The following is a 24356-nucleotide window of genomic DNA, read 5'->3' on the forward strand; positions in this document are numbered from 1 at the left end:
GCGGGCCACAGCGCGGACGTGCCGTCAACTGGCGCCCAGGACGGCGGACCGGCTGATCGCCGGTCTCAAGGGGACGGAACCGCTGCTGGCGTCGGGGCGGGCGGAGCGGGCCCGGCGGGCGGCGGGGCGGCCGGGGCGGCGGACGCTGCAGATCGCGGCGGGGGTCGCGGCGGCGGCGGTGGTCGGCGGGTTGCTGGCCGGGCCGGTGCCGTCGGCGGCGTACGCGGCGTCGGCGGGGCCGGACGTGGTGAGCAGCGCACCGCAGACGCCGCTGGGGAGCATGACGAACCCGCAGGTGTTCCCGCGTCCGCAGGAGCAGACGGTGGCCGGCAAGCCGGTCGCGGTGCCGGCCGTGGTGACGCTGGTGCCGGCGCCGGACGCGGACCTCGGGGCGTTGGACGCCGTCCGGGAGGTGCTGGAGATCGCCGGGGCGACGACCGTGACCCCGCAGCCGGACGCCGACGCGCCGGCCGCCGGGTCGCTGGTGGTGTACGTCGGCGGACCGGCCGAGGCCGCCGACGGCGGGACGGACCGGACGCTGCGCGCGCTGTCCGCCGCGGCCGGCGGCAAGGACGGCGCCGCCCCCTCGACCGCGGGCATGCCGGCCGGCGGGTACGTGCTGTCGGTCGGTCAGCTGCCGGCCCGGGGCGGCGGGACGTACGGCGCGGTGGTGCTGGCGGGCGCGGACGCGGCGGGCACCTTCTACGCCGTGCAGAGCCTGCGCCAGCTGCTCGCCGCCGTCCCGGCCGGGCAGGGGCAGGCGCCGGGCGCCGCCGGGCTGGGCCTGCCCGGGATCACGCTGCGGGACTGGCCGAGCGGCGCGCCGGTGCGCGGCACCGCGGAGGCGTTCTACGGCAGCCCGTGGACCGCGCAGCAGCGGCTCGACCAGGTGGACTTCCTCGGCCGCTCCAAGCAGAACTTCTACCTCTACGCCCCCGGTGACGACCCGTTCCGGCTCTCCCGCTGGCGCGACGCCTACCCCGCCGCCCAGGCCGACGAGCTGCGCGAACTGGGCGCCGCGGCCCGGCGCAACCACGTCACGCTCGGCTACGCGATCGACCCGGGGCAGTCCCTCTGCTTCAGCTCCGGCAAGGACGTGAACGCGCTGGTGGCCAAGCTGGACGGGCTGCGCAAGCTCGGCTTCACCGCCTTCCAGCTCCAGTTCCTGGACGTCAGCTACGACGAGTGGCACTGCGGCGACGACCGCGACACCTACGGCACCGGCCCGGCCGCGGCCGCCAAGGCGCAGGCCGCGCTGGTGACCAAGGTGAGGGACCGGCTGATCGCGCGCAACCCGGGCCTGGCGCCGCTGTCCGTCGTGCCCACCGAGTACCACAAGCAGGGCGTCACGCCGTACCGCAAGGCGCTGGCCGCGGCGCTGCCGGACGGCGTGCAGGTGGCCTGGAGCGGGGGCGGGGTGATCCCGGAGAAGATCACCGGCGCCCAGGCCGCCGAGACCGGCGACCTGTACGGCCACCCGCTGGTCACCATGGACAACTACCCGGTCAACGATGCCAGCCCGGACCGGCTCTTCCTCGGCGCCTACACCGGGCGCGAACCGGAGGTGGCCACCCGCTCGGCGGTGATGCTCACCGGTGCCATGCAGCAGCCGATGGCCTCCCGGATCGCCCTCGCCACGGCCGGCGACTTCGCCTGGAACCCGGCCGGCTACCGGCCGGAGGACTCCTGGCAGGCCGCGGTGCGCTCGCTCGCCGGCCCGACCGGTGCCGGCAGCACGCCCGCCGGCACCGCCCTGTCCGCGGTCACCGCGCTGGCCGGCAACAGCTCCTCCTCGCCGCTGTCCCAGCAGGAGTCCGGCTACCTGACGCCGCTGCTCGACCGGTTCTGGGCCGCCGCCGAGCCCACCTCGGGCACCGCGTCGGACCTCGCCAAGCTGATAGAGGCCGCCGCGCCCCTGCGGGACGCCTTCGCCGCGATGGCCACCGCCCAGCAGACCCTCGCCGGCACCCAGGCCACCGCCCAGCTCGCCGCCGAGGCCGCGCCCTGGCTCGCCCCGCTGCACGACTACGGGCTGGCCGGGCAGTCCGCGCTGGACATGCTGCTGGCCCAGCACGGCGGCGACGGCGCGGCTGCCTGGAAGGCCCGGGTGGAGCTCAACCGGCTGCGCGAGCAGCTCGCGCAGAGCCCGGCCACGATCGGCGCGGGCGTGCTCGACCCGTTCCTGGAGCGGGCCGTCGGGGCCGCCGACAACTGGGCCGGGGTGGCCGGCGGCGGGATCACCCCGACCACCACCATGGGCACCGCGCACGACCACCTGCCCGCGCTGATGACCGACGGCGTGGCCGACACGTTCTACTGGAGCTCCGCTCCCCCGCAGCCCGGCGACGCGGTCGGCGTCGACCTCGGCGGCGGGCGCCCGGTCGGCGCCGTCACCGTGCTGATGGGCTCCTGGGGCAACGGGCCGGACGGCCGGAGCGCGGTCGACGACTACCTCCACGACGGCGTGCTGGAGTACAGCACCGGCGAGGGCGGCTGGAAGCAGCTCGCCGTGGTCAAGAACCAGAAGTCGGTCAGCGCCAAGCTGCCGGCCGGCTCGGTGGTGCGGGCCGTGCGGCTGCGGGCCACCGCCGCCCAGAAGACCGCCGTCGCGGTGCGCGAGTTCACCGTCACCGCGCCCGACGACGCCCCCGCCAGCGTCACCGGCGGCCCCGCCGCGCTGCCCGGCTCCTCGGCGTCCGCGGTGCTGGACGGCAATCCGGACACCGCGTACCGGGCCGCCAAGCCGCCCACCGCGCAGGACGAGCCGCTCACCGTCGAACTGGGCGCCGCCCGCCCGCTCGACCGGCTCACCGTGCTCACCGACCCGGGCGTGCACGCCACCGCCACCGTCTCGGTGCGCCGCTCGGACGGCGGCTGGACGGACATCGGCACCGTGCAGCCCGGCTACAACGAGCTGCCGGCCGGCGGGCAGGCCGCCGACGCGTTCCGGCTGGCCTGGAAGCCGGGCGGCGACCCGCCGGTGGTCAACCAGGTGATCCCCTGGTACGCGGACGTCCCGGCGGCCCGGCTCAGCCTGTCCGACCCGACCCTGGACGTGGTGGCCGGCGCCGCCGCGCCCGCCCAGACCCGGGCCACCGTCGAGGCCGGCCGCCCCGAGGGGACCAGCGGCGAGCTGCACACCGAGGTGCCGGCCGCGGCCAAGGGCCTGACCGTGACCCCGGCGGCCGGGGTGACCGTGCCGCGCGGCGGCCGCATCGGCGTGCCGCTGCTGGTCAGCGCCGCTCCCGGGACGCCGTTCGGGACATACCAGGTACCGGTGCAGTTCGCGGCCGGCGCCACCACCGTGAAGCAGGTGCTCCAGGTGCGTGTGGTGCCGCCGACCAGCGGTCCGGACCTGGCGCTCGGCGCGAAGGCCACCTCCTCGGGCGACGAGACGCCGAACTTCCCCGCCTCGGCGGTCACCGACGGTGACCCGAAGACCCGCTGGTCCTCCCCCGCCAAGGACGACGCCTGGGTGCAGCTGGAACTTCCGCAGGCGACCCACCTGGGCGCGGCGGTGCTGCACTGGCAGGCCGCGTACGCCGCCGCCTACAGGCTCCAGGTCTCGGCGGACGGCACCACCTGGACCGACGCGGCGACGGTGGACAACGGCAAGGGCGGCGACGAGACCGTGCGCTTCGACGCTCCGGACGCCCGGTTCCTCCGGGTGCAGGGCGTGGCCCGGGCCAACAAGTACGGCTACTCGCTGTGGGGCGTCGAGCTGTACGCCGTCACCCCGCCGCCCCCGTCGCAGCCGCCGGCCGTCCCCCCGGCCCCGCCGGGCGGCGGCGCCACCACCGCGACCACGGCCCCGACCACGGCCCCGACCGCTCCGAGCGCCCCGGCCACGCCCCCGGCGAGCGGGACTCCGGGCGGGACGACGGGCGGGATGACGGGCGGGACACCGCCGCCGAAGCAGTAGCCGCTGCCTCCCCCACCGGACAACGCGGCGGGCCGCCGTGCTCCCCGGTGGGGGGCGCGGCGGCCCATGAGGCGTACCGACGGTATGACGGGCTGGCCCTTGTGGAGCGGGGTCAGGCGGAGAGCGGTTCGGGCTGCTCACCGCGGCGGACGGGGGCGGAGTGGGCCGAGTGCGCCCGGCCGAGCGGGACGGGGAGGCCCTGCTCGGTATGGTCGTGGTGCTCGTACTCGCCCCACTGCGGGGCGCGCAGCTGGTCGGAGCCGCCGTACGGCTCCAGGTAGGGACGCCAGCGCGGGTCCTTGATGCCGGTGCCGATGATCCGCCAGGCGAGGCCGCTGGGCGGGGCCGGTGGCCGCTTCATCCGCCAGCCGAGTTCGGTGAGGTGGCGGTCGGCCTTGGTGTGGTTGCAGCGGCGGCAGGCCGCCACCACGTTGTCCCACCGGTGCTGGCCGCCCCGGCTGCGCGGGATGACGTGGTCGACGCTGGTGGCGGCGGCCCCGCAGTAGACGCAGCGGCCGTGGTCACGGGCGAACAGCGCCCGGCGGGTGAGCGGGACGGGCCCGCAGAACGGGACCCGGACGAAGCGGGTCAGGCGGACGACGGACGGCGCCGGGAGGGCGCTGGTGGCGCTGTGCAGAGTGACTTCCGAGTCCTCCAGGCTGACCGCCTTGTGGTTGAGGACCAGGATGAGTGCGCGGCGCATCGATACGACGCCGAGTGGCTCGTAGGACGCGTTGAGGACCAGGACATGCGGCACGGATGCCTCCTTGGACGCCTGCGGCGCGTGGCTCGCGCCGGGACGAGCGGTTGGATCGCACAACTGGTGCGCGATCTCCCCCAGTGTCGCCTTACGCCTTTGTACGGCGCCACCACTCCTGTGTAACGGACCTGGTGTGAACTTCGGGTGTGGCCTCTGTCATAGCCGGTATGCCCTGGGGAAGGTCGGGTTGCACCCGGGTGCCCTCGGGGTGCCGCCCGTGGCCCTCCCGGGGGAGCGCTCGGCCGGTCGGAGCAGCGGTCGACCCCGTCGTCCGGGGGAGCGCACCGGTGCGCTGACGGGGCGTTCGTGTTGCTCCGTACGCCCTTCGGCGTGTCCGGTCGGGTGTTCGGCGCCGGTTAGGCTGAGGCGGACGGTCCGCGGGCCGCGTGCCGCGGCGCGGGCCCGCCACGCCCCCTTGCAGGAAGGCCCGCACGTGTTCCGCTCCGGCGCCACCGGTATCGCCGACGCGTCCTCGACGCTCTCCACTCCGACACCGGCGCCCAGCCCGACCGCGCCGCAACTGCCGCAGCTGGACCTGAGAATCCCGACCAGCGCGCAGGAGGTCAGCGACACCACCAAGCAGGCCGCCAGCTGGTTCGACACGCACTGGCAGGGCTGGCTGGCCGGCGGGGTGCGGATCGTCTTCATCGTGCTGCTGGCACTGGTGCTGCGCGCCGTGGTGCGCAAGCTGATCACCCAGCTGATCACGCGGATGGCGCGCTCGCACGACCACCACGAGGAGAGCCGGCTCGGCGGGCTGCTGGCCAACACCGGGGTGGTGAACCCGGAGCGGCGCCAGCAGCGGTCGGAGGCGATCGGCTCGGTGCTGCGCAGCGTGGCGTCGTTCTCCATCCTGGGCACGGCCGCGCTGATGGTGCTGTCCGCGCTGGGCGTGAACCTGGCGCCGCTGCTGGCCAGCGCCGGTGTGGCCGGTGTGGCGATCGGTTTCGGCGCCCGCAACCTGGTGACGGACTTCCTCTCCGGGGTCTTCATGATCATGGAGGACCAGTACGGCGTCGGCGACGAGATCGACACCGGGGTGGCCGCCGGCACGGTGCTGGAGGTCGGCCTGCGGGTGACCAAGCTGCGCGGGGCCAACGGCGAGATCTGGTACATCCGCAACGGCGAGGTGAAGCGGATCGCCAACATGAGCCAGGGCTGGTCGACCGCCTCGGTGGACGTGCAGGTCGGGTACAAGGAGGACCTGCTGCGGGTCGAGGACCTGATCCAGGAGACGGCCGAGGCGCTGTCCAAGGAGTCGCCGTACGACGAGCTGGTCTGGGCGCCGGTGTCCGTCCTGGGCGTGGAGTCGGTCGCGGCGGACTCGGTGATGGTGCGGATCGAGGCGCGGACCGCGCCGGGCAAGGCGCCGGCGGTGTCCCGGGCGCTGCGCCAGCGCCTGAAGACGGCCTTCGACCAGGCCGGGATCAAGGTCAAGGAGGAGGCCGCGCCGGTGGCCGCCGCGGCGACGGCGGCCCCCGCCACCGGGGTGGTGATCTCCCCCGCGACCGAGCCGGCACCGCCGTCCGCGCTGTCCGACCCGACCTCGCCCCGGTACCGGGCGACCGAGCCGATACCGGCGCCGAGGCCGACCGACGACCTCGCCAAGCCGTAGGGCCCCAGGCCCGGCAGCACGAAGCCCCGTTCCCAAGACCCTTGGGAACGGGGCTTCGTGCTGCCCGGTAACGCTTCGGCATCCTCCGGGCCACGGACCATTGACACCCCGCTGACGGGGCCCGTACGGTCCTTCCCAAGCGACTGGAAACTTTCCTAACAGTTCGGCTCCCCGAACCGGCGGGTTCACCCTCGTCGCTCCCCCCACCAGCCGGAAGAGGAGGATTTCGCGCGTGACCAAGACCACCGCCAAGGCCCCCCTCGCCGGCACCCCCAGCCTGCTGCGCGCCATCAACGACCGCGCCGCCCTCGAACTGCTGCTGGAGAACGGCCCGCTCTCCCGCACCCAGATCGGCACCCTGACCGGCCTCTCCAAGCCCACCGCCTCCCAGCTGCTGGCCCGTCTGGAGGCGGCCGGACTGGTCCTGCCGGTCGGCACCACCGCCGGCGGCCCCGGCCCCAACGCGCAGCTGTACGAGGTGAATCCGGCCGCCGGCCACGTCGCCGGGCTGGACGTCACCAACAGCGAGATCAGAGTCGCCGTCGCCGACATCACCGGCTCCACGCTGGCCGAGCACGCCGTGCCGACCAAGGGCGTGCCGGCCGCCGAGACCGTCGCCAAGGTCGCCGCCGCCGTCGCCGAGACCGTCCGTGCCGCGGGACTGGCCGCGGGCAGCCTGCGCACCGCCGCGATCGGCGTCGGCGGCGCCCCCGACCCGGTCACCGGCAAGCTGCGCTACGCCTCCCACCTGCCCGGCTGGCACTCGCCGCGGCTGGTCGAGGAGCTGTCCGAGGCGATCGGCGCGCCCGTGTCGATCGAGAACGACGTGAACCTCGCCGCCGTCGCCGAACAGGCCTCCGGCGCGGCGCGGGGCTCCGAGGACTTCGTCCTGCTCTGGGCCGGTGCGGGCACCGGCGCCGCGATCGTCATCGCCGGCCGGCTGCACCGCGGCTTCACCGGCGGCGCCGGGGAGGTCGGCTACATGCCGGTGCCCGGCTCACCGGTCGCGCGGGACGTGCGCCGCCGCAAGTTCGGCGGGTTCCAGGAGCTGGTCGGCACACCCGCCGTCCGGACCCTGGCCCGCGAACACGGGCTCGGCGCGCCCACCGCCGAGGAGTCGATCGCCAAGGCCCTGGAGACCCCGGGCGCCGGCGACGCCTTCCTCGTCGAACTGGCCGGCCGGCTCGCCGTCGGACTGGCCGCGATCGTCGCCGTCGTCGACCCCCAACTGGTGGTCCTCTCCGGCGCGGTGCCCACCGCGGGCGGCGAACGCCTGCGCGCCCTCGTCGAGGACGAACTGGCCAGGCTCTCCATCGCCCGGCCCGAGGTCCGCAGCAGTGCCCTGCCCGGCTCGCCCGTCCTGCTCGGCGCCCTGCAACGCGCGCTGGCGGACGCCCGCGAGGCGGTCTTCTCCACCCACTGACAGCCACCCACTGACAGCCGCCCACCGACGCTCACAGACGCCCACCCACCGACGCTCCCCGGTCGCCCGTCACCCCGCACGCACCCTGCACCCACCTCTCCCAACCCCCGAACGCGGGCCCCGAGGCAATGACGCCTGCCCGCGCACCCCCAGGAGGACCTCGAAGTGCACTCCACCACCTCCCGCAGAGGCCGTCGCACGATCGCCGCCGTCACCGGCACCGCCGTCCTGGCCCTGCTCGCCACCGCCTGCACCGGCAGCAGCGAGAGCAGCGGCAGCGACGACTCGGCCAGCGGCAAGGACGTCACCATCACCTTCTGGCACGGCTGGAGCCAGGACAACGAGGTGAAGGCGATCAACGACAACATCGCCGCCTTCGAGAAGGCCCACCCCAACATCCACGTCAAGGCCGTGGACAACATCGCGGACGACAAGGTCAACCAGGCCCTGCGGGCCGGCGGCGACGACGCGCCGGACGTGGTCTCCTCCTTCACCACCAACAACGTCGGCATGTTCTGTTCGACCAAGGCGTTCACCGACCTCAAGCCGCTGCTGCAGAAGAGCGGCATCGACCCGGTCAAGACCTTCCCGGCCGCGATGCTCAACTACACGCAGTTCCAGGGCAACCAGTGCTCGCTGCCGCTGCTCGGCGACGCCTACGGCCTCTACTACAACAAGAAGGCCTTCGCCGACGCGGGCATCGCCAACCCGCCGAAGACCTTCAGCGAGTTCGCCGAGGACGCCAAGAGGCTGACCCTCGCGGACGGCGACGGCTACAAGCAGCTCGGCTTCATGCCGCTGTACCACGGCTACGAGTCGACCACCGAGCACTTCCTGGGCCAGTACGGCCCGACCTACTTCGGCGCCGACGGCAAGTCGAACATCGCCACCGACCCGAAGGTCGCCGCGATGCTCAAGTGGCAGAAGGGCATGGTCGACCAGCTCGGCGGCTACACCAAGCTGGAGAAGTACCGCGCCACCTTCGGCGAGGAGTTCAGCGCCAAGAACCCCTTCCTCACCGGCCAGGTCGCGATGGCCATCGACGGCGAGTGGCGCACCGCCGCCCTCGCCGAGAACAAGCCCGACTTCGACTGGGCCACCGCCGCGTTCCCCGTCCCGGACGACCAGGCCGACACCTACGGCCGCGGCTACCAGACCGGCACCATCGTCGGCATCGCCAGCAGCAGCAAGAAGCAGGCCGCGGCCTGGGAGCTGGTCAAGTACCTGACCACCGACACCGACGCGGTGGTCAGCTTCGCCAACGCGATCCACAACGTGCCCAGCACCTTCGACGCGCTCAACTCGCCGAAGCTGACGAACGACCCGAACTTCAAGACCTTCATCGACGTCGCCAAGAACCAGCACTCGGGCACCACCCCGGCGGCCGTCAACGGCAGCGGCTACATCGCCTCCCTGCAGAACCTCGGCTACGACTACGAGTCCGGCAAGCAGCCCGATCTCGCGGCCGGCCTCGCGGCCACCGCCAAGGAGATCGACGCCGCCATCGCCCAGGCGAAGTAGCGGAAACGGTCCACGGAGCTCCCATGTCACTCGCGTTCGGCACCCGCAGGGGCACCGGATCGACCGACCCGGCGGCGCCCTCCACGCAGCACCTGCTGCGCCGGAAGCGCCGCCGGGAGGCGGCCCGCAACCTCGCCTTCCTCTCCCCCTGGCTGATCGGCTTCGGCGTCTTCTTCCTGTACCCGCTGATCTCCACCGTCTACTTCTCCTTCACCAAGTACAACGGCTTCGGCGCCCCCTCCTTCAGCGGCCTGAAGAACTGGGACTACGTCTTCAACGACCTCCCGGCGTTCTGGCAGGGCCTGCGCAACACCGTGTGGCTGGTCTTCATCATGGTGAGCCTGCGGGTCGCCTTCGGCCTCGGCATCGGCCTGCTCATCACCAAGGTCAAGACCGGCGTCGGCTTCTTCCGCACCGCGTTCTACCTGCCGTACCTGGCACCGCCGGTGGCCGCCACCGTCGCCTTCGCCTTCCTGCTCAACCCCGGCACGGGCCCGGTCAACCACTTCCTCGGTGAGATCGGCCTCCCGCAGCCCGGCTGGTTCGCCAGCGCCGACTGGTCCAAGCCCGCGCTCACCATGCTCGCCATGTGGGGCATCGGCGACCTGATGGTCATCTTCATGGCCTCGCTGCTCGACGTCCCCAAGGAGCAGTACGAGGCCGCCGAACTGGACGGCGCCGGACCCTTCCAGCGGTTCCGGTACGTCACGCTGCCGAACATCTCGCCGATCATCATGTTCGCCGTGGTCACCGGCGTCATCCAGACCATGCAGTACTACACCCAGGCGATCGTCGCCGGGAAGGTCGCCGGCGGCATCGCGGGCAACTCCGGCCAGCAGTTCGAGCCCGGCTTCCCGCAGGGCTCCACCTGGACCCTGCCGCAGATGGTCTACAACCTCGGCTTCCAGCGCTTCAACTACGGCGCGGCGTGCGTCGTCGCCCTGGTGCTGTTCGCCATCTCGATGGCCGTCACCTCGCTCCTGCTCCGCCGCAAGTCCGGCTTCATGGCGAGCGACGACTAGTCCGTGTGCTGCTGACCCAGCGGACCGATGAGGACCCGATCATGACTCTCAGCTCCACACTCACCAAGGCGCCCGCCCCGGCCGGCACCTCCCGCGCCTCCGGCCCGGCCGCCCGGGCGGCCCGCCGCCGCGCGATGCTCAACTGGGTGGCCGTGCACTCGCTGGCCATCGCCGCCGCCCTGTTCTTCCTGCTGCCGTTCGTCTTCGCCTTCCTCACCTCGGTGATGACCGACCAGCAGGCGCTCACCACCGACTACTGGCCCACCTCCTGGCAGTGGGGCAACTACGGCAAGGTCTGGGACACCCCCGGCTTCCTCACCTGGTGGCGCAACACCCTGCTCTACGCGGGCCTCGGCACCGTGCTGACCATCGTCTCCAGCCTGCCGGTCGCCTACGCGCTCGCCAAGTTCCGCTTCCGGGGCCGCAACCTGGCGCTGATGGCCGTCATCGCCATGATGATGCTCCCGCCGCAGGTCACCGTCATCCCGATGTACCTGTTCTGGGCCAAGCAGCTCGGCCTCGGCGGCTCGCTCTGGCCGCTCATCATCCCGATGGCCTTCGGCGACGCGTTCTCGATCTTCCTGCTGCGCCAGTTCCTGCTGACCATCCCCAAGGAGTACATCGAGGCCGCCCGGATCGACGGCTGCGGCGACCTGCGCACCCTGCTGAAGGTCGTGCTGCCGATGGCCAAGCCGGCCATCGCCGCCGTCGCCCTGTTCCAGTTCTTCTACTGCTGGAACGACTACTTCGGCCCGCAGATCTACGCCAGCAACAACCACGAGGCCTGGACGCTCTCGTACGGCCTGGAGTCGTTCAAGGGCGCCCACCACACCAACTGGAACCTCACCATGGCCGCCACCCTCCTCGTGATGGCACCGGTGATCATCCTCTTCTTCTTCGCACAGAAGGCCTTCATCGAAGGCGTGACACTGACAGGGGTCAAGGGCTGATGTCCGCACTCAAGTTGGCAATCGTCGGCGGCGGTTCGACGTACACCCCGGAGCTGATCGACGGCTTCGCCCGGCTCCGCGACACCCTGCCGATCGGTGAGCTGGTGCTCATCGACCCGGCCGCCGACCGGCTGGAGCTGATCGGCGGGCTCGCCCGGCGGATCTTCGCCAAGCAGGGGCACGGTGCCGTCGTCACCACCACCGTCGACGTCGAGGCCGGTGTCGCCGACGCCGACGCCGTGCTGCTGCAACTGCGCGTCGGCGGGCAGGCCGCCCGCAACCGGGACGAGACCTGGCCGCTGGAGTGCGGCTGCGTCGGCCAGGAGACCACCGGCGCCGGCGGCCTCGCCAAGGCACTGCGCACCGTCCCGGTCGTCCTCGACATCGCCGAGAAGGTCCGGCGCGCCAACCCGGACGCCTGGATCGTCGACTTCACCAACCCCGTCGGCATCGTCACCCGCGCGCTGCGCAACGCCGGCCACAAGGCCGTCGGCCTGTGCAACGTCGCCATCGGCTTCCAGCGCAAGTTCGCGACCCACCTCGGTGTCGACCCGGAGCTGGTCCGGCTCGACCACGTCGGCCTCAACCACCTCACCTGGGAGCGCGGCGTCACCCTGCTCGACGCCCCGGGATCGGCGACGGGCCGGGAGGTGCTGCCGGAGCTGCTCGCCGCGCACGGCAAGGCCATCGCCGAGGACCTGCACCTGCCGCAGCCCGTCATCGAGCGGCTCGGCGTCGTGCCGTCCTACTACCTGCGCTACTTCTACCAGCACGACGCCGTCGTCGAGGAACTCAGGGTGCAGGGCTCGCGGGCCGCCCAGGTCGCCGAGATCGAGCGGCAGCTGCTGGAGATGTACGCCGACCCGGCCCTCGACACCAAGCCGGAACTCCTCGGCCAGCGCGGCGGCGCGTTCTACTCCGAGGCGGCGGTCCAGCTGATCGCCGCGCTGCTCGGCACCGGCGGCGGGACGTCCGTGCAGGTCGTCAACGCGCCGAACAACGGCGTGCTGCCGTTCCTGCCCGACGACGCCGTCATCGAGGTCCCGGCCGAGGTCGACGCGAACGGCGTCCGGCCGCTCCCCCAGCGGGCCGTCGAGCCGCTGTACGCCGGCCTCATCGCCGCCGTCACCGCGTACGAGCACCTCGCCCTCGACGCCGCCCTGCACGGCGGCCGTGACCGGGTCTTCGACGCCCTGCTCGCCCACCCGCTGGTCGGCCAGCTCGAACTCGCCGACCAGCTCACCGATCGGCTGCTCGCCCACAACCGCGAGCACCTCGCCTGGGCCTGACGGCCCGGGGCCCGGCTTCGCACCCGGGCCCCGTCCGGAAAGCAGCCCGGCCCGCGATATGAGGGTGTCGCGGGCCGGGCACTGCGAGGAGACCGATCACCCCCGGCCGGGGACAACGCCACGGCCGGGCCACGTACGAGCCGCGGGGACCTGATGACCCACCAGCCCGAACCGATCCTGCCCGGCGTCCTCGCCATCGACGCCGGCAACTCCAAGACCGACGTCGCCCTGATCGGCGCCGACGGCACCGTCCACGGCACCGCCCGCGGCGGCGGCTTCGCACCCCAGAAGATCGGCGGCGCCGCCGCCGTCGCCGGCCTCGCCCCGCTCGTCGAGCAGGCCGCCGCCGCGGCCGGCCACCCCGCCTGGAGCGGCGTCCTCACCAGCCACGTCAGCGCCTGCCTGGCCAACGCCGACCTGCCCGTCGAGGAGGAGGCCCTGCGCGCCGCGCTGGAATCCCACCCCTGGGGCGCCAGCAACACCGTCGTCAACGACACCTTCGGCCTGCTGCGGGCCGGCACCGACGGCCCGCGCGGCGTCGCCGTCGTCTGCGGCGCCGGCATCAACTGCGTGGGCCTGCTGCCCGACGGCCGCACCGCCCGCTTCCCCGCCCTCGGCGAGCTCACCGGCGACTGGGGCGGCGGCGGGGGCCTGGCCGTCACCAGCATGTGGCACGCCGTCCGCCACGAGGACGGCCGCGGCGGCCCCACCGGGCTCTCCCGCGCCATCGCCGAGCACTTCGGCCTGCCCAGCGCCGGCGCCGTCGCCGAGGCCGTCCACCTCGGGCACCTGCCGACCAGCCGGCTGCACGAGATCGTCCGGGTGCTGTTCGCCGTCGCGGAGCAGGGCGACGAGGTCGCCCTGGGGCTGATCGACCGCCAGGCCGACGAGATCGTCCGGCTCGCCGTCGTCGCCCTGCGGCGGCTGGAACTGCTCGAAACGCGGACCCCGCTGGTGCTCGGCGGCGGCGTGATCTCCTCCCGGCAGCCGCTGCTGCTCGACAACCTGACCGCCCGTCTGGCCGAGGCCGCGCCGCTCGCCGAACCGCGGGTCGTCGTCGCGCCGCCCGTCCTGGGCGCGGCGCTGCTCGGACTCGACCACCTCGGGGCGGGCCCCGAGGCCCAGGCCCGGCTGCGCGAGGCGTACGAGGCGCAACGGCCCGTCGCCGCCTGACCGTTACGCCGCCCCTCAAGACTCCCGCCGCCGCCGGATCCGCACATCCGGCGGCGGCGGGAACCACAGCCCGTGCACCAGTCGTGTACCTGCGTGACGAGTTCCGCCGCTGTCCGGGGAGACTAGTGCCATGGCCGTGCCCCGAACCCTCCTCGCCGCGCTGCTCTGCTGCACCGCCGCAGCCGCCCTCGCCGCCTGCACTCCCGCCGACTCCGCGCCCACCGTCGCCGCCGCCTCCGCCGCGGCCGCCGCCGACGGGGCGTACGACGACGAGGACGACCTGCTGGACGACGACCTCGCCGACCCCGAGCCCAGCATGGACACCTCCCCCGTCCCCACCGCCGACTGCGCCACCCCGACCCCGACCGAACGCCCCGGACACACCGTCCTCGTGGTCCTCGCCACCGAGGACGGCGACGTCACCGCCCAGCCCGCCCGCTACTCCTGCGACGAGGCCCGCTACGAGGGGACGGGGACGCCGGCCCGCTACGGCTTCGCGACCGCCGGGGTCGAGGCCACGCTCGTCGACCGCCCGCACGGCGACCCGACCAGAACCGTCCGGCTGGAGGACGTGCTCGGGCACCTGGAGGACTGCCTGGCCGAGCACGAACCCGACGACGCGCCGTACGGGTGCTACGGCAACGTGTACGACGTGGTGCTGGACTCGCACGGGCGGATCATGCGGATCGGGGAGCTGGTCGAACCGTGATCCCGCCGTGGACCGGCTGGGCTCGGGACCGGGTCAGGATCGGCTCGGGACCGGCTCGGAACTGACTCAAGATCGGCTCGGGACCGGCTCGGGACCGGCTCAGGACGGGGCGACGAGGCCGAACTCGTAAGCCTGGATGACCAGGTGGACCCGGTCCCGGGCGTCCAGCTTGGTGAACAGCCGGGCCACGTGCGCCTTGGCGGTGGCCACGCTGATGGTCAGCTCCTCGGCGATCTCGCCGTTGGACAGCCCGCGGCCGACCAGCGTCAGCACCTCGCGCTCACGGTCGGTGATCCCGTCGACCGTCGCCCGGCCTGACCGGGCGGCGGCGGGCTGCGGGCGGGCGGCGAACTCACCGATCAACCGGCGGGTGATGCTCGGCGCGATCAGGGCGTCCCCGGCGGCGACCACCCGGACGCCGTCGAGGATGGTCTCCAGGGCGAGGTCCTTGACCAGGAAGCCGGCCGCCCCGGCCCGCAGCGCGCCGTACACGTAGTCGTCGTCGTCGAAGGTGGTGAGGACGAGGACGTGGGTGGGCAGGTCGGGGTCGGCGGTGATCCGGCGGGTGGCCTCGATGCCGTCCATGCCGGGCATCCGGATGTCCATCACGGCGACGTCGGGGCGCAGCCGGCCGACCAGTTCCACCGCCTCGGCGCCGTTGCCGGCCTCGCCGACGACCTCCAGGTCCGGGGTGTCGGCGATGAGCACGCGCAGACCGGTGCGGATGAGCGGCTGGTCGTCGACCAGGACGACACGGATCACGGGGAGACCTCCACGGGGAGCGGCAGTCGGGCGGCGACCTGGAAGCCGCCCGCGGGGCGCGGGCCGGCGCTGAACTCGCCGTGCAGCAGGCCGACCCGCTCGCGCATGCCGGCGATGCCGTAACCGGAGCCGGCGGACGGCCCGGCAACTCCGGCGCCGAGGTCGACGACGGTGACGGCGACCTCCTCGGGGCCGTAGTCGACGGTGACCCGGCAGTCCCGGGTGCCGGAGTGCCTGACCACGTTGGTGACCGCCTCCTGCACAATGCGGTAGGCGGCGAGGTCCACCTCGGGCGGCAGCGGGCGGGGCTCGCCGAGGCGGGTGAGCGCGACCCGCACGCCCGCGCCGGCCGTCTGCTCGACCAGCCGGTCCAGCTCGCCCAGCCCCGGGGCGACCTCCATCGGCGCGGACTCCGGTTCGCCCTGGCGCAGCGCGCCGAGCATCCGGCGCAGCCCGGCCAGGGTCTCCCGGCTGGTCGCCTCGATGGCGTTCAGCGCGTTGCGGGTCTCGGCGGGCTGGGTGTCCATGACCCGGCTGCCCATCCCGGCCTGGATCGCGATGATGCCGATGCTGTGGGCGACCATGTCGTGCAACTCGCGGGCGATCCGCAGCCGTTCGGCGGTGATCGCCTGCTCGGTGGCGCGGCTGCGCAGGGCCTCGGCGTGCACGCGGTTCTGCCGGACGGTGTTGCCGACCAGCCAGGCGATCGCGGCGGTCGAGGCGAACGCGGCCTGGGCGACGAAGTCGGTGTGGTAGTCGTTCGCCACCCGCCAGACCGCCAGGACGGCCACCATGGCGACCGGCATCGCGGCGGCGCACAGCGACACGGCCCGGGAGCGGGTGGCCGTGCAGTAGCCGATCGCCACCTCGGCGAGCAGCAGTTGCACCACGGCCGTCTCCTGGATCCGCATGCCGATCGTGAAGACGCACGCCGCCAGCGGGATCGCCACCGCCAGCAGCGGCAGCCGGACCAGCAGCGACGCCATCAGGACCGTGACCACCGCGGTGACCAGCAACGGCATGTCCTCGAAGTTGCCGTTGTAGCGGAACAGGTGGGCCAGCTCGTCGCTCCGCTGGAAGCCTCGGAACGTGATGACGGCCACCCAGAACGCCGCCACCCAGACGCCCGGCGGCAGGCGCCTGAGCAGGGGCGGACGAGGGTTGGTGATCATCGCCCGATGGTAGCGGCGGCCCGCGCGGCGGCACATCGGCCCGAGGGCGTAATCCCCCGGGCCAGTGCGGCGGCCGGCGTTGTGGCCCGCGGCCCGATGCCCAGCCGGGGCCTCGGACGGCACCGTTGTCCCCGTGATCGAGATCGAGCGACTGACCAAGCGGTACGGCGCCACCACGGCCGTCGACCAGTTGACCTTCACCGTCCGGCCGGGCACCGTCACCGGCTTCCTCGGCCCCAACGGCGCCGGCAAGTCCACCACGCTGCGGATGATCCTGGGGCTGCACACCCCGACCGAGGGGTCCGTCACCGTGGACGGCGCGCCCTTCGCGGACCGGCCGCGCGGACTGCGCCACGTCGGCGCCCTGCTGGACGCCCAGGACGTGCACGGCGGGCGCAGCGCCCGGGCCCACCTGTCGGCGCTCGCCCGCGGCAACCGCATCCCGCTCCGGCGGGTGGACGAGGTGCTCGCCGAGGTAGGCCTCGGCAAGGCCGCCGGGCGCCGGATCGGCGGCTACTCGCTGGGCATGAAGCAGCGGCTCGGCATCGCCGGCGCGCTGCTCGGCGACCCGCCGGTGCTGCTGTTCGACGAGCCGCTCAACGGCCTCGACCCGGAGGGCGTGCTGTGGGTGCGCGGCCTGTTCCGCCGCCTCGCCGAGGAGGGGCGGACGGTCTTCGTCTCCAGCCACATGATGGCCGAGATGGAGCACACCGCCGACCGGCTGGTGGTGATCGGCCGGGGCCGGCTGATCGCGGACGAGAGCCTGGCGGAGTTCTCCGCCCGCAACGCCGTCACCAGCGTGGCCGTCCGGACGCCCGAACTGCCTTCGCTCGCCGAGGTGTTGCGGACCGAAGGGGCGGCCGTACGGCAGGCGCAGGAGCCGGACGGAGCGGTGGTGACCGGGCTGCCCGCGGCCCGGATCGGCGAACTCGCCCTGCGGCACGGCCTGGTGCTGCACGAGCTCGCCACCCGCACCTCGTCCCTGGAGTCGGCGTTCATGTCCCTGACCGCCGACAGCGTCGAATACCCGGCAGGAGATGCCCGATGAGTACCGCCGCCCTCGCCCCCGCCCGCCCCCGCACCCGCCCGGCCGAACCGCGGCCCCGGTTCGGCGACCTGCTCGCCGCCGAGTGGATCAAACTGCGCTCGCTGCGGTCCACGTACTGGGTGCTGGCGCTCGCCTCGCTGGCCGCGATCGTGGTCAACCTGAACGCCGTCCACACCGACCTCACCTACATCGACCACCCCCGCCCGCCGGTGCCCGGCTTCCCGCCGTACCGGTACGACCCGCTCTTCCACGGCCTCAGCAGCATCTCCGGCGCCCTGATGGCCGTCGCGGCCGGCAGCCTCGGCGCGATCACCGTGTTCGGCGAGTACACCACCGGCATGATCCGCACCACCTTCGCCGCGGTGCCCGACCGGCGGGGCGTGGCCGTGGCCAAGGTGGTGCTGGTCGCCGGCCTCACCTCGCTCGCCGGGGCGGTGGTGTCCGCGGTGTCCTTCTTCGGCAGCAACGCCATGCTGGCCTCCCGGCACGTCGGGCTCTCCATCACCGACGAGGGTTGCCTGCGGGCCGTCCTCGGCTACGCGGCGATCGTGCCCGTCTGCGCGCTGATCGGGATGGCCCTCGGCGCCCTGCTGCGGCACGCCACCGCTTCGATCGTCTCGCTGGTCATGCTGCTGTTCATCGTGCCGATGCTGTTCGGCGGCGACCGCTACCGCTGGCTGAAGGAGATCGGCAACCACCTGCCGCTCGCCGCCGAGGGGAGGCTGACGATCAACCCCAACTCCTCGACGACGATGGGCAAGTACGCGCCGAGCGTGCTCGACTCCTGGATCACCCTGGGCGCCTGGGCGGCCGTCGCGCTGGCGGCGACGGTGGTCCTGATGCGGCGGCGGGACGTCTGAGCCGGACGGAAGCCGGGTGTCAGACGGCCGAGGCCGCCGCGGCGGCCGCCTTGGCGCGGAAGGCGCCGAGGGTGGCGGCGGGGACGCCGCAGGCCGGGAGGAAGGCCTCGGCGCCGCCGTGGCGGGTGCGGACGCGGTCGAGGAAGACGGCCATGGCCTCCGCCGGGGCGTCGAGGAGCGGGGCGGGGATGGTGAGTTCGCGGCCCTCGGAGTCGGTGACCCGGGCGCCGCGGGCGTTGAGCGCGGTGCGGTGGCGCTCGGAGAGGCCGGCGAAGATCTGCGGCAGGGCGTCGGCGGTGCGGGCGTAGTCGGCGACGATCCGCTCGGCGGGCACGCCGAGGAGGTCCAGCAGCAGGGCGGTCAGCAGGCCGGTGCGGTCCTTGCCGGCGGCGCAGTGCAGGAGGACGGCGCCCGGGCGGGCGGCGGCCTCGACGGCGGCGGTGACGGCCTCGGGCGCGGACTCGGCCAGCAGCACGTAGTAGTCGCCGAGGTCGGCGGCGGTGGCCATGGTGCGCATCCGGGCGGCGAGGCCGTCGCCGGTGGGGTTCACCGGGGCGGCGACGACGGCTATCCCGGCGGCCTCGGCGGCGGCCCAGTCGGCGGGGTCGGTCTCACGGGTGTCGCGCAGGTCGACGATGGTGCGGATGTCGCAGGCGCGCAGCTGGGCGACGGTGGCCTCGTCGGCGGCCGGGAACGGCTGGGCGGAGCGGTACAGCACGCCGGGGCGGATCCGCCGGCCCTCGGGGTCGCCGAGGACGGCGGAGTCGCGGAAGTTGACCAGGGACATGCGCGGGGCCTTTCGGTGGGGCCGTGGGGAGGGGCCGGGCATCCAGACGTGCATCAAGACATCTAGATGTCTAGTCCCTCCCCGGGGTGCGGGGCAAACCACGGTCGCCCGCACCCCTCCATCCCACCCCCGCCGACCGGTCCCGTCGACCGGAGGGAGGGGACGGGGCGGGCGGGCGGCGGGCCCCGCGGTGGACGGGCCGCGGGGCCCGGCCGTGGGCTGGCTGCGGGCCCGGCCGTGGGCGGGCTGCGGGCGGCGGCGGGCTCGGGGTTCGTAGGATCGGGCATGTGGCGACGAACCCTCCCAACACCCCGCTCTACCGACGGCTGGCCCGGCGGCTCCAGGAACGGATCGACGCCGGCGCGTACCCGGCGGGCGCCCGGCTGCCGAGCGAGCCCGAGCTGAGCGCCGAGTTCGGGGTGAACCGGCTGACCGTCCGGCAGGCGGTGGCGGAGCTGGAGCGGGCCGCCGTGGTGGAGATCCGGCGGGGCGTGGGCACGTTCGTCCGCCCGCCGGCCGTCCGCGTCTCGATCGCGGTGGACCCGCGCAGCCAGCGCTTCGACCTGGGCAGCGTGCACGCCGCGCTCCCCGACACCGGCGACGGCGAGTTCGTGCTGGGCACCCCGCCGGTGGCCGGGTCGACGGAGGACGAGGAGGCGGCCCGGCAACTGGGCCGGGCGCCGGCCGAGCTGTCCCGGGTGGACACGGTGATCCGGCTCGGCGGGCGGGCCCGGGCCGCGTGCAGCTACTGGGTGCCGTTCGGCCCGCTGCCGGACGCCCTGGTGCGGCCCGGCCGGCCCGGGAACCTGGTGCTGGACCTGGCCCGCGCGGCCGGGGTGGAGCTGGAGTACGACTGGCGGGCGTTCGGCGCGATCGGCGCGGATCTGGCCGACGCCGAGCTGCTGGGCGTCCCGCCGGGCACCCCGCTGCTGGTCCGCGAGGGGGTCAGCTGCACCCCGGACGGCGCCCCGGCGCTGTACGTCCGGCGGCGGATCGACGGCAGCAGCGCGCGCTTCGTCCTGAACTTCCGCGAGCCCCGGCCGGAGCCGCCTGCCGACCCTGCGGCCGACCTGCCGCCCGGACCTCCGCCCGGCCCGCGATAGCGCCAGGTCAGCCGCCCACCCCGCACCGTTCGGCGTCGTATCGATCCTGCTAAAGTTCCGCGCCGGATCATCACGCGTCACGGGGGGCGGAGTACCGCGGTGTCCGAGGGGACCGAGCACGACATACCCACCGAACTCGCCGAGGTCTACCTCGGGCTGCTCGCCGACGCCTCCCGCACCGGGAGGCTGCTGCGCCGGGACGAACTGGAGTGCCTGCGCACGCTGGGCGAGCACTGCGCCGAGGCCGGGTACGGGCTGCGCGACGTCGTCGCGCACTGCCTGGCGGCCACCCGGCGGGCCTGGCAGGTGCTGCCGGGCATCACGGCGGCGGGCGGCGTCGGGGAACTGCGCCGGATCGGCGACGCCGTGCTCGCGGCGACCGAGGCCGCACTGGCCGCGCTCGGCGAGGGACACGAGCGCGCGCAGCGCATGGCGGTCCGCCAACAGGAGTCCGCGCGGCGCGAGTTCATCGACGACCTGCTGTACGGCCGCAGCGACCTGGGCCTGCTGGCGGAGCGCGCCGAGCGGTTCGGGCTGCGGCTGGCGGGCTCGTACGCGGTGGCGGTGGCCGTCGGCGACACGCCGTACGCGGACGTCCACCCGCTGGTGCACCGGGTGGAACGGGAGCTGGTCGGGCGGTTCGGCGAGCGGGACGTCCTGCTCGCCGGCAAGGACGGCCGGCTGGTGTGCATCGCCCCGGACACCGAACGCGCCGTCCTGGAGGCCTTCGCCGACCTGGCGCTGCGCCCCGGCCCCGGCTACCGCCCGGTGCTGCGGGTGGCCACCGGTCGCCGGCACTCGGGGGCCACCGGGGTGCTGCGCAGCTACGAGGAGGCGCTGGGCGCGCTGGACTACGCGGACCGGCTGGACCTGCCGGCGCGGCAGCTGAAGGCCGAGGAACTGCTGGTCTTCCCCGTGTTGATGCGCGACCGGGCGGCGATGGCCGACCTGGTGCGCAGCGTGCTGGGCCCGCTGACCGAGGCGCGCGGCGGCGCCCGCCCCCTGCTGGACACCATCGCGGTGCAGGCGGAGGCCGCGTACGTGAACGCGGAGGCGGCCCGGCGGCTGGGGCTGAGCGTCCGCACGCTCGGCTACCGGCTGGAGCGGATCAAGGCGCTGACCGGCTACGACCCGTCGGACGCCCTGCAACGGTTCACCCTGGAGACGGCGGCGATGGGGGCCCGGTTGCTGAACTGGCCGGAGCAGCCGCTGTAGGCGGCGGCCAAACGCCCCCGGGCGGTGCGTTCCAGGGTGTCAAAGGGCCGTAAAGATTGCCGGATCCTGGCAATGTGCGAACGACCCCTCCGCTGTCACGATCTCCATGGCGCCGAGGTGCGGTGCCGTGGGAACAGCGGGGGAGCGTGGCCGGGATGGGGGGATTCGTCGCGGCCGCGCTGGCTTTTCCGACGGCGCTCTTCAGCTTCGCGCTGGTGGTGGTGGTCGGGTACTGGCTGCTGATGCTGGTCGGCGGCCTGGGGTTCGACGCCCTGCACGGGGGACACGGCGTCGGGCATGCCGGTCACGTCGGCCACGCCGGTCACGCGGGCGACCTGGGCCACGGTGCCGGGGGGCACGCGACCCACGGGGGGCACGGGGGACACGAGGCCCAAGACGGGCACGGCGCCGACGGCGGGGGCGCCCACCACCACGGAGGCGTGCTGGGCGCGCTGGGGCTGGGCGGGGTGCCCGTGACGGTGGCGGTGTCGCTGCTGGTCGCGCTCGCCTGGTTCGTCAGCCTGGCCGGCACCGTCCTCACCTCGGGGGCACCGGCGCGCGGCGGCGTGTTCGCCGTCGCGCTGGTCGCCTCCTGGGCGGGCACCCGACTGCTGGTCCGGCCGCTGTCCCGGCTGTTCCCCGAGGACCGTCCGGCGACCCGGGGGGACTTCGTCGGCCGCGTCTGCGTGATCCGCACCGGCCGGGTGACGGCCGACTTCGGGCAGGCGGAGGTCACCGCCGAGGACGGCTCCACCGCGACCGTCCAGGTCCGCACGCTCACCGAGGAGCCCGGGCTGGCGGCCGGCCGCACCGCCCTGATCTTCGACTACGACGCCGACGGCGAGCACTTCCTGGTGGCGCCGTTCGACCCGGCGCTACCGGGCGGCTGACTCCCCCGGGCGTCCCCTTACCCCCTTTCACCCCCTTTGTCTCGATCGTTCCGCTTTCGTCCGCTCGACTTCGCACCATCTCGTCATCTCGTCAAAGGACTCCGTGATGGACACCATCGCCGTGGGTTTCGGCATTCTCGTCGCCGTCGTACTGCTCATCGTGCTCGCCATGCTGCTGTTCGTGGGCCGCTTGTTCCAGAAGGTCGAGCAGGGCAAGGCGCTGATCGTCTCCCGCACCAAGAAGGTGGACGTCACCTTCACCGGCGCGATCGTCCTCCCGGTGCTGCACAAGGCCGAGTTGATGGACATCTCGGTGAAGACGGTGGAGATCCACCGCGCCGGCCGGGACGGGCTGATCTGCCGGGACAACATCCGGGCGGACATCCGGATCTCCTTCTTCGTGCGGGTGAACAAGACCGTCGAGGACGTCATCAAGGTCGCGCAGGCCATCGGCACCGCCCGCGCCAGCGACCCGTCCGCGATCCAGGAGTTCTTCGCGGCCAAGTTCGCCGAGGCGCTGAAGACCGTCGGCAAGCAGCTCGACTTCACCGACCTCTACACGCACCGGCACGAGTTCCGGGACCAGATCATCGCGGTCATCGGCACCGACCTCAACGGCTACACCCTTGAGGACGCGGCCATCGACCACCTCGAACAGACCCCGATGAACCAGCTGGACTCCGACAACATCCTCGACGCCCAGGGCATCCGCAAGATCACCGAGCTGACGGCGATCGAGCACGTGCGCACCAACGAGTACCAGCGCACCGAGGAGAAGGAGATCACCCGGCAGAACGTGGACGCCCGGGAGGCCGTCCTCGAACTCCAGCGCCGCCAGGCCGACGCCGAGATCCGCCAGCGCCGCGAGATCGAGACCCTGCGGGCCACGGAGGACGCGGTGATCGCCCGGGTCCAGGAGGAGGAGCGGCTGAACGCCCAGACCGCCTTCCTCCGGACCGAGGAACTGCTCGGCGTGCAGCGCGAGAACCAGGCCCGCGAGGTCGCGGTGGCCCAGAAGAACCGCGAGCGGGTGATCGCGGTGGAGAACGAGCGGATCGAGAAGGACCGCCTGCTGGAGGTCATCGGCCGCGACCGGGAGACCGAACTCGCCACCATGGCCAAGCAGAAGGAGGTCGAGTCCCGCCGGCGGGAGGTCGCCGACGTGGTCCGCGAGCGGGTGGCGGTGGAGCGGACCGTCGCCGAGCAGGAGGAGGCCGTCAAGACGCTGCGCGCCACCGAGGACGCCGAGCGCACCCGCCGCGCGGTGATCATCCAGGCCGAGGCGCAGGCGCAGGAGAAGCTCGTCAAGGACATCAAGGCCGCCGAGGCCGCGGAGCAGGCCGCCTCGCACAAGGCCCGCGAGTCGCTGGTGCTGGCCGAGGCCCGCCAGCAGGCCGCCGAACTGGACGCCACCGCCAAGATCCGGATGGCCGAGGGCATCCGGGCGGAGGCCGCCGCCGAGGGGCTGGCCCAGGTGCAGGTGCGCGAGCAGGAGGCCGCGGCGGTGGAGAAGGTCGGCCGCGCCGAGGCCGCCGTCCAGGCCGAGAAGGCGAAGGCCGCCGCGCTGGAGATCGGCGCCAAGCTGAAGGCCGAGGCCGAGGGCCTCACCGAGAAGGCCGCGGCGATGGCGAAGCTGGACGAGGCCTCGCGCGGGCACGAGGAGTACCGGCTGCGGCTGGCCGCCGAGAAGGACGTCCGGCTGGCCGGGCTGGACACCCAGCGGCAGATCGCCGAGGCGCAGGCCGCGCTGGTCGCGGCCGGGCTGGAGAAGGCGAAGATCGACATCGTCGGCGGGGACGGGGTGTTCTTCGACCGCCTGGTGCAGTCGGTGACGGCCGCCAAGAGCGTCGACGCCTTCGTCGGGCACTCGCAGACCGCCCAGGCCCTGGCCGGGCCCTGGCTCGACGGCAGCGCCAGCTTCACCGAGGACCTCACCCGGGTGCTGTCCTCGGTGTCCACCGCGGACGTGCAGAACCTGACGGTGTCCGCGCTGCTGATGCGGATGATCGGCGCCGGAGGCGGCGAGCAGGCCGGGCAGCTGCGGCAACTGCTCACCTCAGCCCAGAAGTTGGGGATCGCCGAGACGTCGATCGGGGCGCTGGCGTCGGTCAACGGCTCCAAGTGAGCGCCTGAGT

General features: G+C 73.7%; 20 protein-coding genes. 15 read left to right on the forward strand and 5 right to left on the reverse strand.

Features of this window, described 5'->3' with window-relative positions; all coding sequences use genetic code 11:
- Nucleotides 1-24 precede the first annotated feature (24 nt).
- Nucleotides 25-282, reverse strand: a complete 258-nt coding sequence (locus tag AB0P03_RS06610) for a hypothetical protein (RefSeq protein WP_363580368.1) — start codon at nucleotides 280-282, stop codon at nucleotides 25-27.
- Between AB0P03_RS06610 and AB0P03_RS06615 the strand changes: the two genes are divergently transcribed.
- Complete coding sequence (locus AB0P03_RS06615) at nucleotides 281-3922, forward strand: beta-N-acetylglucosaminidase domain-containing protein (RefSeq protein ID WP_363627969.1); 3642 nt, start codon at nucleotides 281-283, stop codon at nucleotides 3920-3922. The genes AB0P03_RS06610 and AB0P03_RS06615 overlap by 2 nt on opposite strands.
- Before the next feature lie 112 nt (nucleotides 3923-4034).
- On the opposite strand, the gene AB0P03_RS06620 is transcribed toward AB0P03_RS06615, so the two are convergent.
- Entirely contained in the window at nucleotides 4035-4679 is a 645-nt protein-coding gene (locus AB0P03_RS06620) for an HNH endonuclease (RefSeq protein WP_363580364.1), read from the reverse strand.
- Nucleotides 4680-5115: 436 nt separating this feature from the next.
- Here AB0P03_RS06620 and AB0P03_RS06625 point away from each other — a divergent pair, with 436 nt between their 5' ends.
- The 8 genes from AB0P03_RS06625 to AB0P03_RS06660 all read left to right on the forward strand — a co-directional run bounded on the left by AB0P03_RS06625 (nucleotide 5116) and on the right by AB0P03_RS06660 (nucleotide 14384).
- Nucleotides 5116-6297 carry a mechanosensitive ion channel family protein gene (locus AB0P03_RS06625; protein WP_363580362.1) on the forward strand — a complete coding sequence of 394 codons (1182 nt, stop codon included), beginning with the start codon at nucleotides 5116-5118 and terminating at the stop codon, nucleotides 6295-6297.
- Nucleotides 6298-6529: 232 nt separating this feature from the next.
- Nucleotides 6530-7720 (forward strand): ROK family transcriptional regulator, encoded by a 1191-nt coding sequence (locus AB0P03_RS06630; protein ID WP_363580360.1) that lies wholly within the window; start codon nucleotides 6530-6532, stop codon nucleotides 7718-7720.
- Between the two features lie 165 nt (nucleotides 7721-7885).
- The gene (locus AB0P03_RS06635; protein WP_363618758.1) at nucleotides 7886-9241 is read left to right on the forward strand and encodes an ABC transporter substrate-binding protein; all 1356 of its coding nucleotides are present in this window, start codon (nucleotides 7886-7888) and stop codon (nucleotides 9239-9241) included.
- A gap of 23 nt (nucleotides 9242-9264) precedes the next feature.
- On the forward strand, nucleotides 9265-10263 hold the full coding sequence (locus AB0P03_RS06640) for a sugar ABC transporter permease (RefSeq protein ID WP_363580356.1): 999 nt from the start codon (nucleotides 9265-9267) through the stop codon (nucleotides 10261-10263).
- A gap of 41 nt (nucleotides 10264-10304) precedes the next feature.
- The gene (locus AB0P03_RS06645) at nucleotides 10305-11213 is read left to right on the forward strand and encodes a carbohydrate ABC transporter permease (RefSeq protein ID WP_363580354.1); all 909 of its coding nucleotides are present in this window, start codon (nucleotides 10305-10307) and stop codon (nucleotides 11211-11213) included.
- Nucleotides 11213-12502, forward strand: a complete 1290-nt coding sequence (locus AB0P03_RS06650) for a 6-phospho-beta-glucosidase (protein ID WP_363580352.1) — start codon at nucleotides 11213-11215, stop codon at nucleotides 12500-12502. Before AB0P03_RS06645 ends, AB0P03_RS06650 begins: the two co-directional genes overlap by 1 nt.
- 153 nt (nucleotides 12503-12655) lie before the next feature.
- A complete protein-coding gene (locus AB0P03_RS06655) occupies nucleotides 12656-13675 on the forward strand; it encodes a BadF/BadG/BcrA/BcrD ATPase family protein (protein ID WP_363580350.1) in 1020 nt (339 codons plus the stop codon).
- A gap of 130 nt (nucleotides 13676-13805) precedes the next feature.
- The gene (locus tag AB0P03_RS06660) at nucleotides 13806-14384 is read left to right on the forward strand and encodes a hypothetical protein (RefSeq protein WP_363580348.1); all 579 of its coding nucleotides are present in this window, start codon (nucleotides 13806-13808) and stop codon (nucleotides 14382-14384) included.
- A gap of 99 nt (nucleotides 14385-14483) precedes the next feature.
- On the opposite strand, the gene AB0P03_RS06665 is transcribed toward AB0P03_RS06660, so the two are convergent.
- Together AB0P03_RS06665 and AB0P03_RS06670 are read right to left on the reverse strand one after the other, a co-directional pair.
- Entirely contained in the window at nucleotides 14484-15146 is a 663-nt protein-coding gene (locus AB0P03_RS06665) for a response regulator transcription factor (RefSeq protein ID WP_363580346.1), read from the reverse strand.
- Nucleotides 15143-16318 carry a histidine kinase gene (locus AB0P03_RS06670; RefSeq protein WP_363627970.1) on the reverse strand — a complete coding sequence of 392 codons (1176 nt, stop codon included), beginning with the start codon at nucleotides 16316-16318 and terminating at the stop codon, nucleotides 15143-15145. The genes AB0P03_RS06665 and AB0P03_RS06670 overlap by 4 nt, the downstream gene beginning before the upstream one ends.
- A gap of 133 nt (nucleotides 16319-16451) precedes the next feature.
- Here AB0P03_RS06670 and AB0P03_RS06675 point away from each other — a divergent pair, with 133 nt between their 5' ends.
- A complete protein-coding gene (locus AB0P03_RS06675) occupies nucleotides 16452-17366 on the forward strand; it encodes an ATP-binding cassette domain-containing protein (protein WP_363580342.1) in 915 nt (304 codons plus the stop codon).
- Entirely contained in the window at nucleotides 17363-18226 is an 864-nt protein-coding gene (locus AB0P03_RS06680) for an ABC transporter permease (protein WP_363627971.1), read from the forward strand. Before AB0P03_RS06675 ends, AB0P03_RS06680 begins: the two co-directional genes overlap by 4 nt.
- Before the next feature lie 19 nt (nucleotides 18227-18245).
- Here the strand turns inward: AB0P03_RS06680 and AB0P03_RS06685 are convergent, their stop codons facing one another.
- The gene (locus tag AB0P03_RS06685) at nucleotides 18246-19013 is read right to left on the reverse strand and encodes a tyrosine-protein phosphatase (RefSeq protein ID WP_363580338.1); all 768 of its coding nucleotides are present in this window, start codon (nucleotides 19011-19013) and stop codon (nucleotides 18246-18248) included.
- A gap of 287 nt (nucleotides 19014-19300) precedes the next feature.
- On the opposite strand from AB0P03_RS06685, the gene AB0P03_RS06690 reads away from it, so the two are divergent.
- The 4 genes from AB0P03_RS06690 to AB0P03_RS06705 all read left to right on the forward strand — a co-directional run bounded on the left by AB0P03_RS06690 (nucleotide 19301) and on the right by AB0P03_RS06705 (nucleotide 24346).
- A complete protein-coding gene (locus tag AB0P03_RS06690) occupies nucleotides 19301-20116 on the forward strand; it encodes a GntR family transcriptional regulator (RefSeq protein ID WP_363627972.1) in 816 nt (271 codons plus the stop codon).
- A 99-nt stretch (nucleotides 20117-20215) separates the two neighbouring features.
- Nucleotides 20216-21331: a helix-turn-helix domain-containing protein gene (locus AB0P03_RS06695; RefSeq protein ID WP_363580334.1), complete on the forward strand. Its 1116-nt coding sequence runs from the start codon at nucleotides 20216-20218 to the stop codon at nucleotides 21329-21331.
- 155 nt (nucleotides 21332-21486) lie between these two features.
- Nucleotides 21487-22221 carry a hypothetical protein gene (locus tag AB0P03_RS06700; RefSeq protein ID WP_363627973.1) on the forward strand — a complete coding sequence of 245 codons (735 nt, stop codon included), beginning with the start codon at nucleotides 21487-21489 and terminating at the stop codon, nucleotides 22219-22221.
- A 106-nt stretch (nucleotides 22222-22327) separates the two neighbouring features.
- On the forward strand, nucleotides 22328-24346 hold the full coding sequence (locus AB0P03_RS06705; RefSeq protein ID WP_363580330.1) for a flotillin family protein: 2019 nt from the start codon (nucleotides 22328-22330) through the stop codon (nucleotides 24344-24346).
- The last annotated feature ends 10 nt before the right edge of the window (nucleotides 24347-24356 follow it).

The organism is Kitasatospora sp. NPDC088779 (assembly GCF_040685395.1).
GTDB lineage: Bacteria > Actinomycetota > Actinomycetes > Streptomycetales > Streptomycetaceae > Kitasatospora.

Bases quoted from the DNA above. Each gene is read 5' to 3' on its own strand.
- AB0P03_RS06615 (WP_363627969.1), top strand. From the start codon at position 281: ATGACGAACCCGCAGGTGTTCCCGCGTCCGCAGGAGCAGACGGTGGCC.
- AB0P03_RS06610 (WP_363580368.1), bottom strand. From the start codon at position 282: ATGCTCCCCAGCGGCGTCTGCGGTGCGCTGCTCACCACGTCCGGCCCC.
- AB0P03_RS06640 (WP_363580356.1), top strand. From the start codon at position 9,265: ATGTCACTCGCGTTCGGCACCCGCAGGGGCACCGGATCGACCGACCCG.
- AB0P03_RS06645 (WP_363580354.1), top strand. From the start codon at position 10,305: ATGACTCTCAGCTCCACACTCACCAAGGCGCCCGCCCCGGCCGGCACC.
- AB0P03_RS06650 (WP_363580352.1), top strand. From the start codon at position 11,213: ATGTCCGCACTCAAGTTGGCAATCGTCGGCGGCGGTTCGACGTACACC.
- AB0P03_RS06655 (WP_363580350.1), top strand. From the start codon at position 12,656: ATGACCCACCAGCCCGAACCGATCCTGCCCGGCGTCCTCGCCATCGAC.
- AB0P03_RS06660 (WP_363580348.1), top strand. From the start codon at position 13,806: ATGGCCGTGCCCCGAACCCTCCTCGCCGCGCTGCTCTGCTGCACCGCC.
- AB0P03_RS06670 (WP_363627970.1), bottom strand. From the start codon at position 16,318: ATGATCACCAACCCTCGTCCGCCCCTGCTCAGGCGCCTGCCGCCGGGC.
- AB0P03_RS06680 (WP_363627971.1), top strand. From the start codon at position 17,363: ATGAGTACCGCCGCCCTCGCCCCCGCCCGCCCCCGCACCCGCCCGGCC.
- AB0P03_RS06685 (WP_363580338.1), bottom strand. From the start codon at position 19,013: ATGTCCCTGGTCAACTTCCGCGACTCCGCCGTCCTCGGCGACCCCGAG.
- AB0P03_RS06700 (WP_363627973.1), top strand. From the start codon at position 21,487: ATGGGGGGATTCGTCGCGGCCGCGCTGGCTTTTCCGACGGCGCTCTTC.
- AB0P03_RS06705 (WP_363580330.1), top strand. From the start codon at position 22,328: ATGGACACCATCGCCGTGGGTTTCGGCATTCTCGTCGCCGTCGTACTG.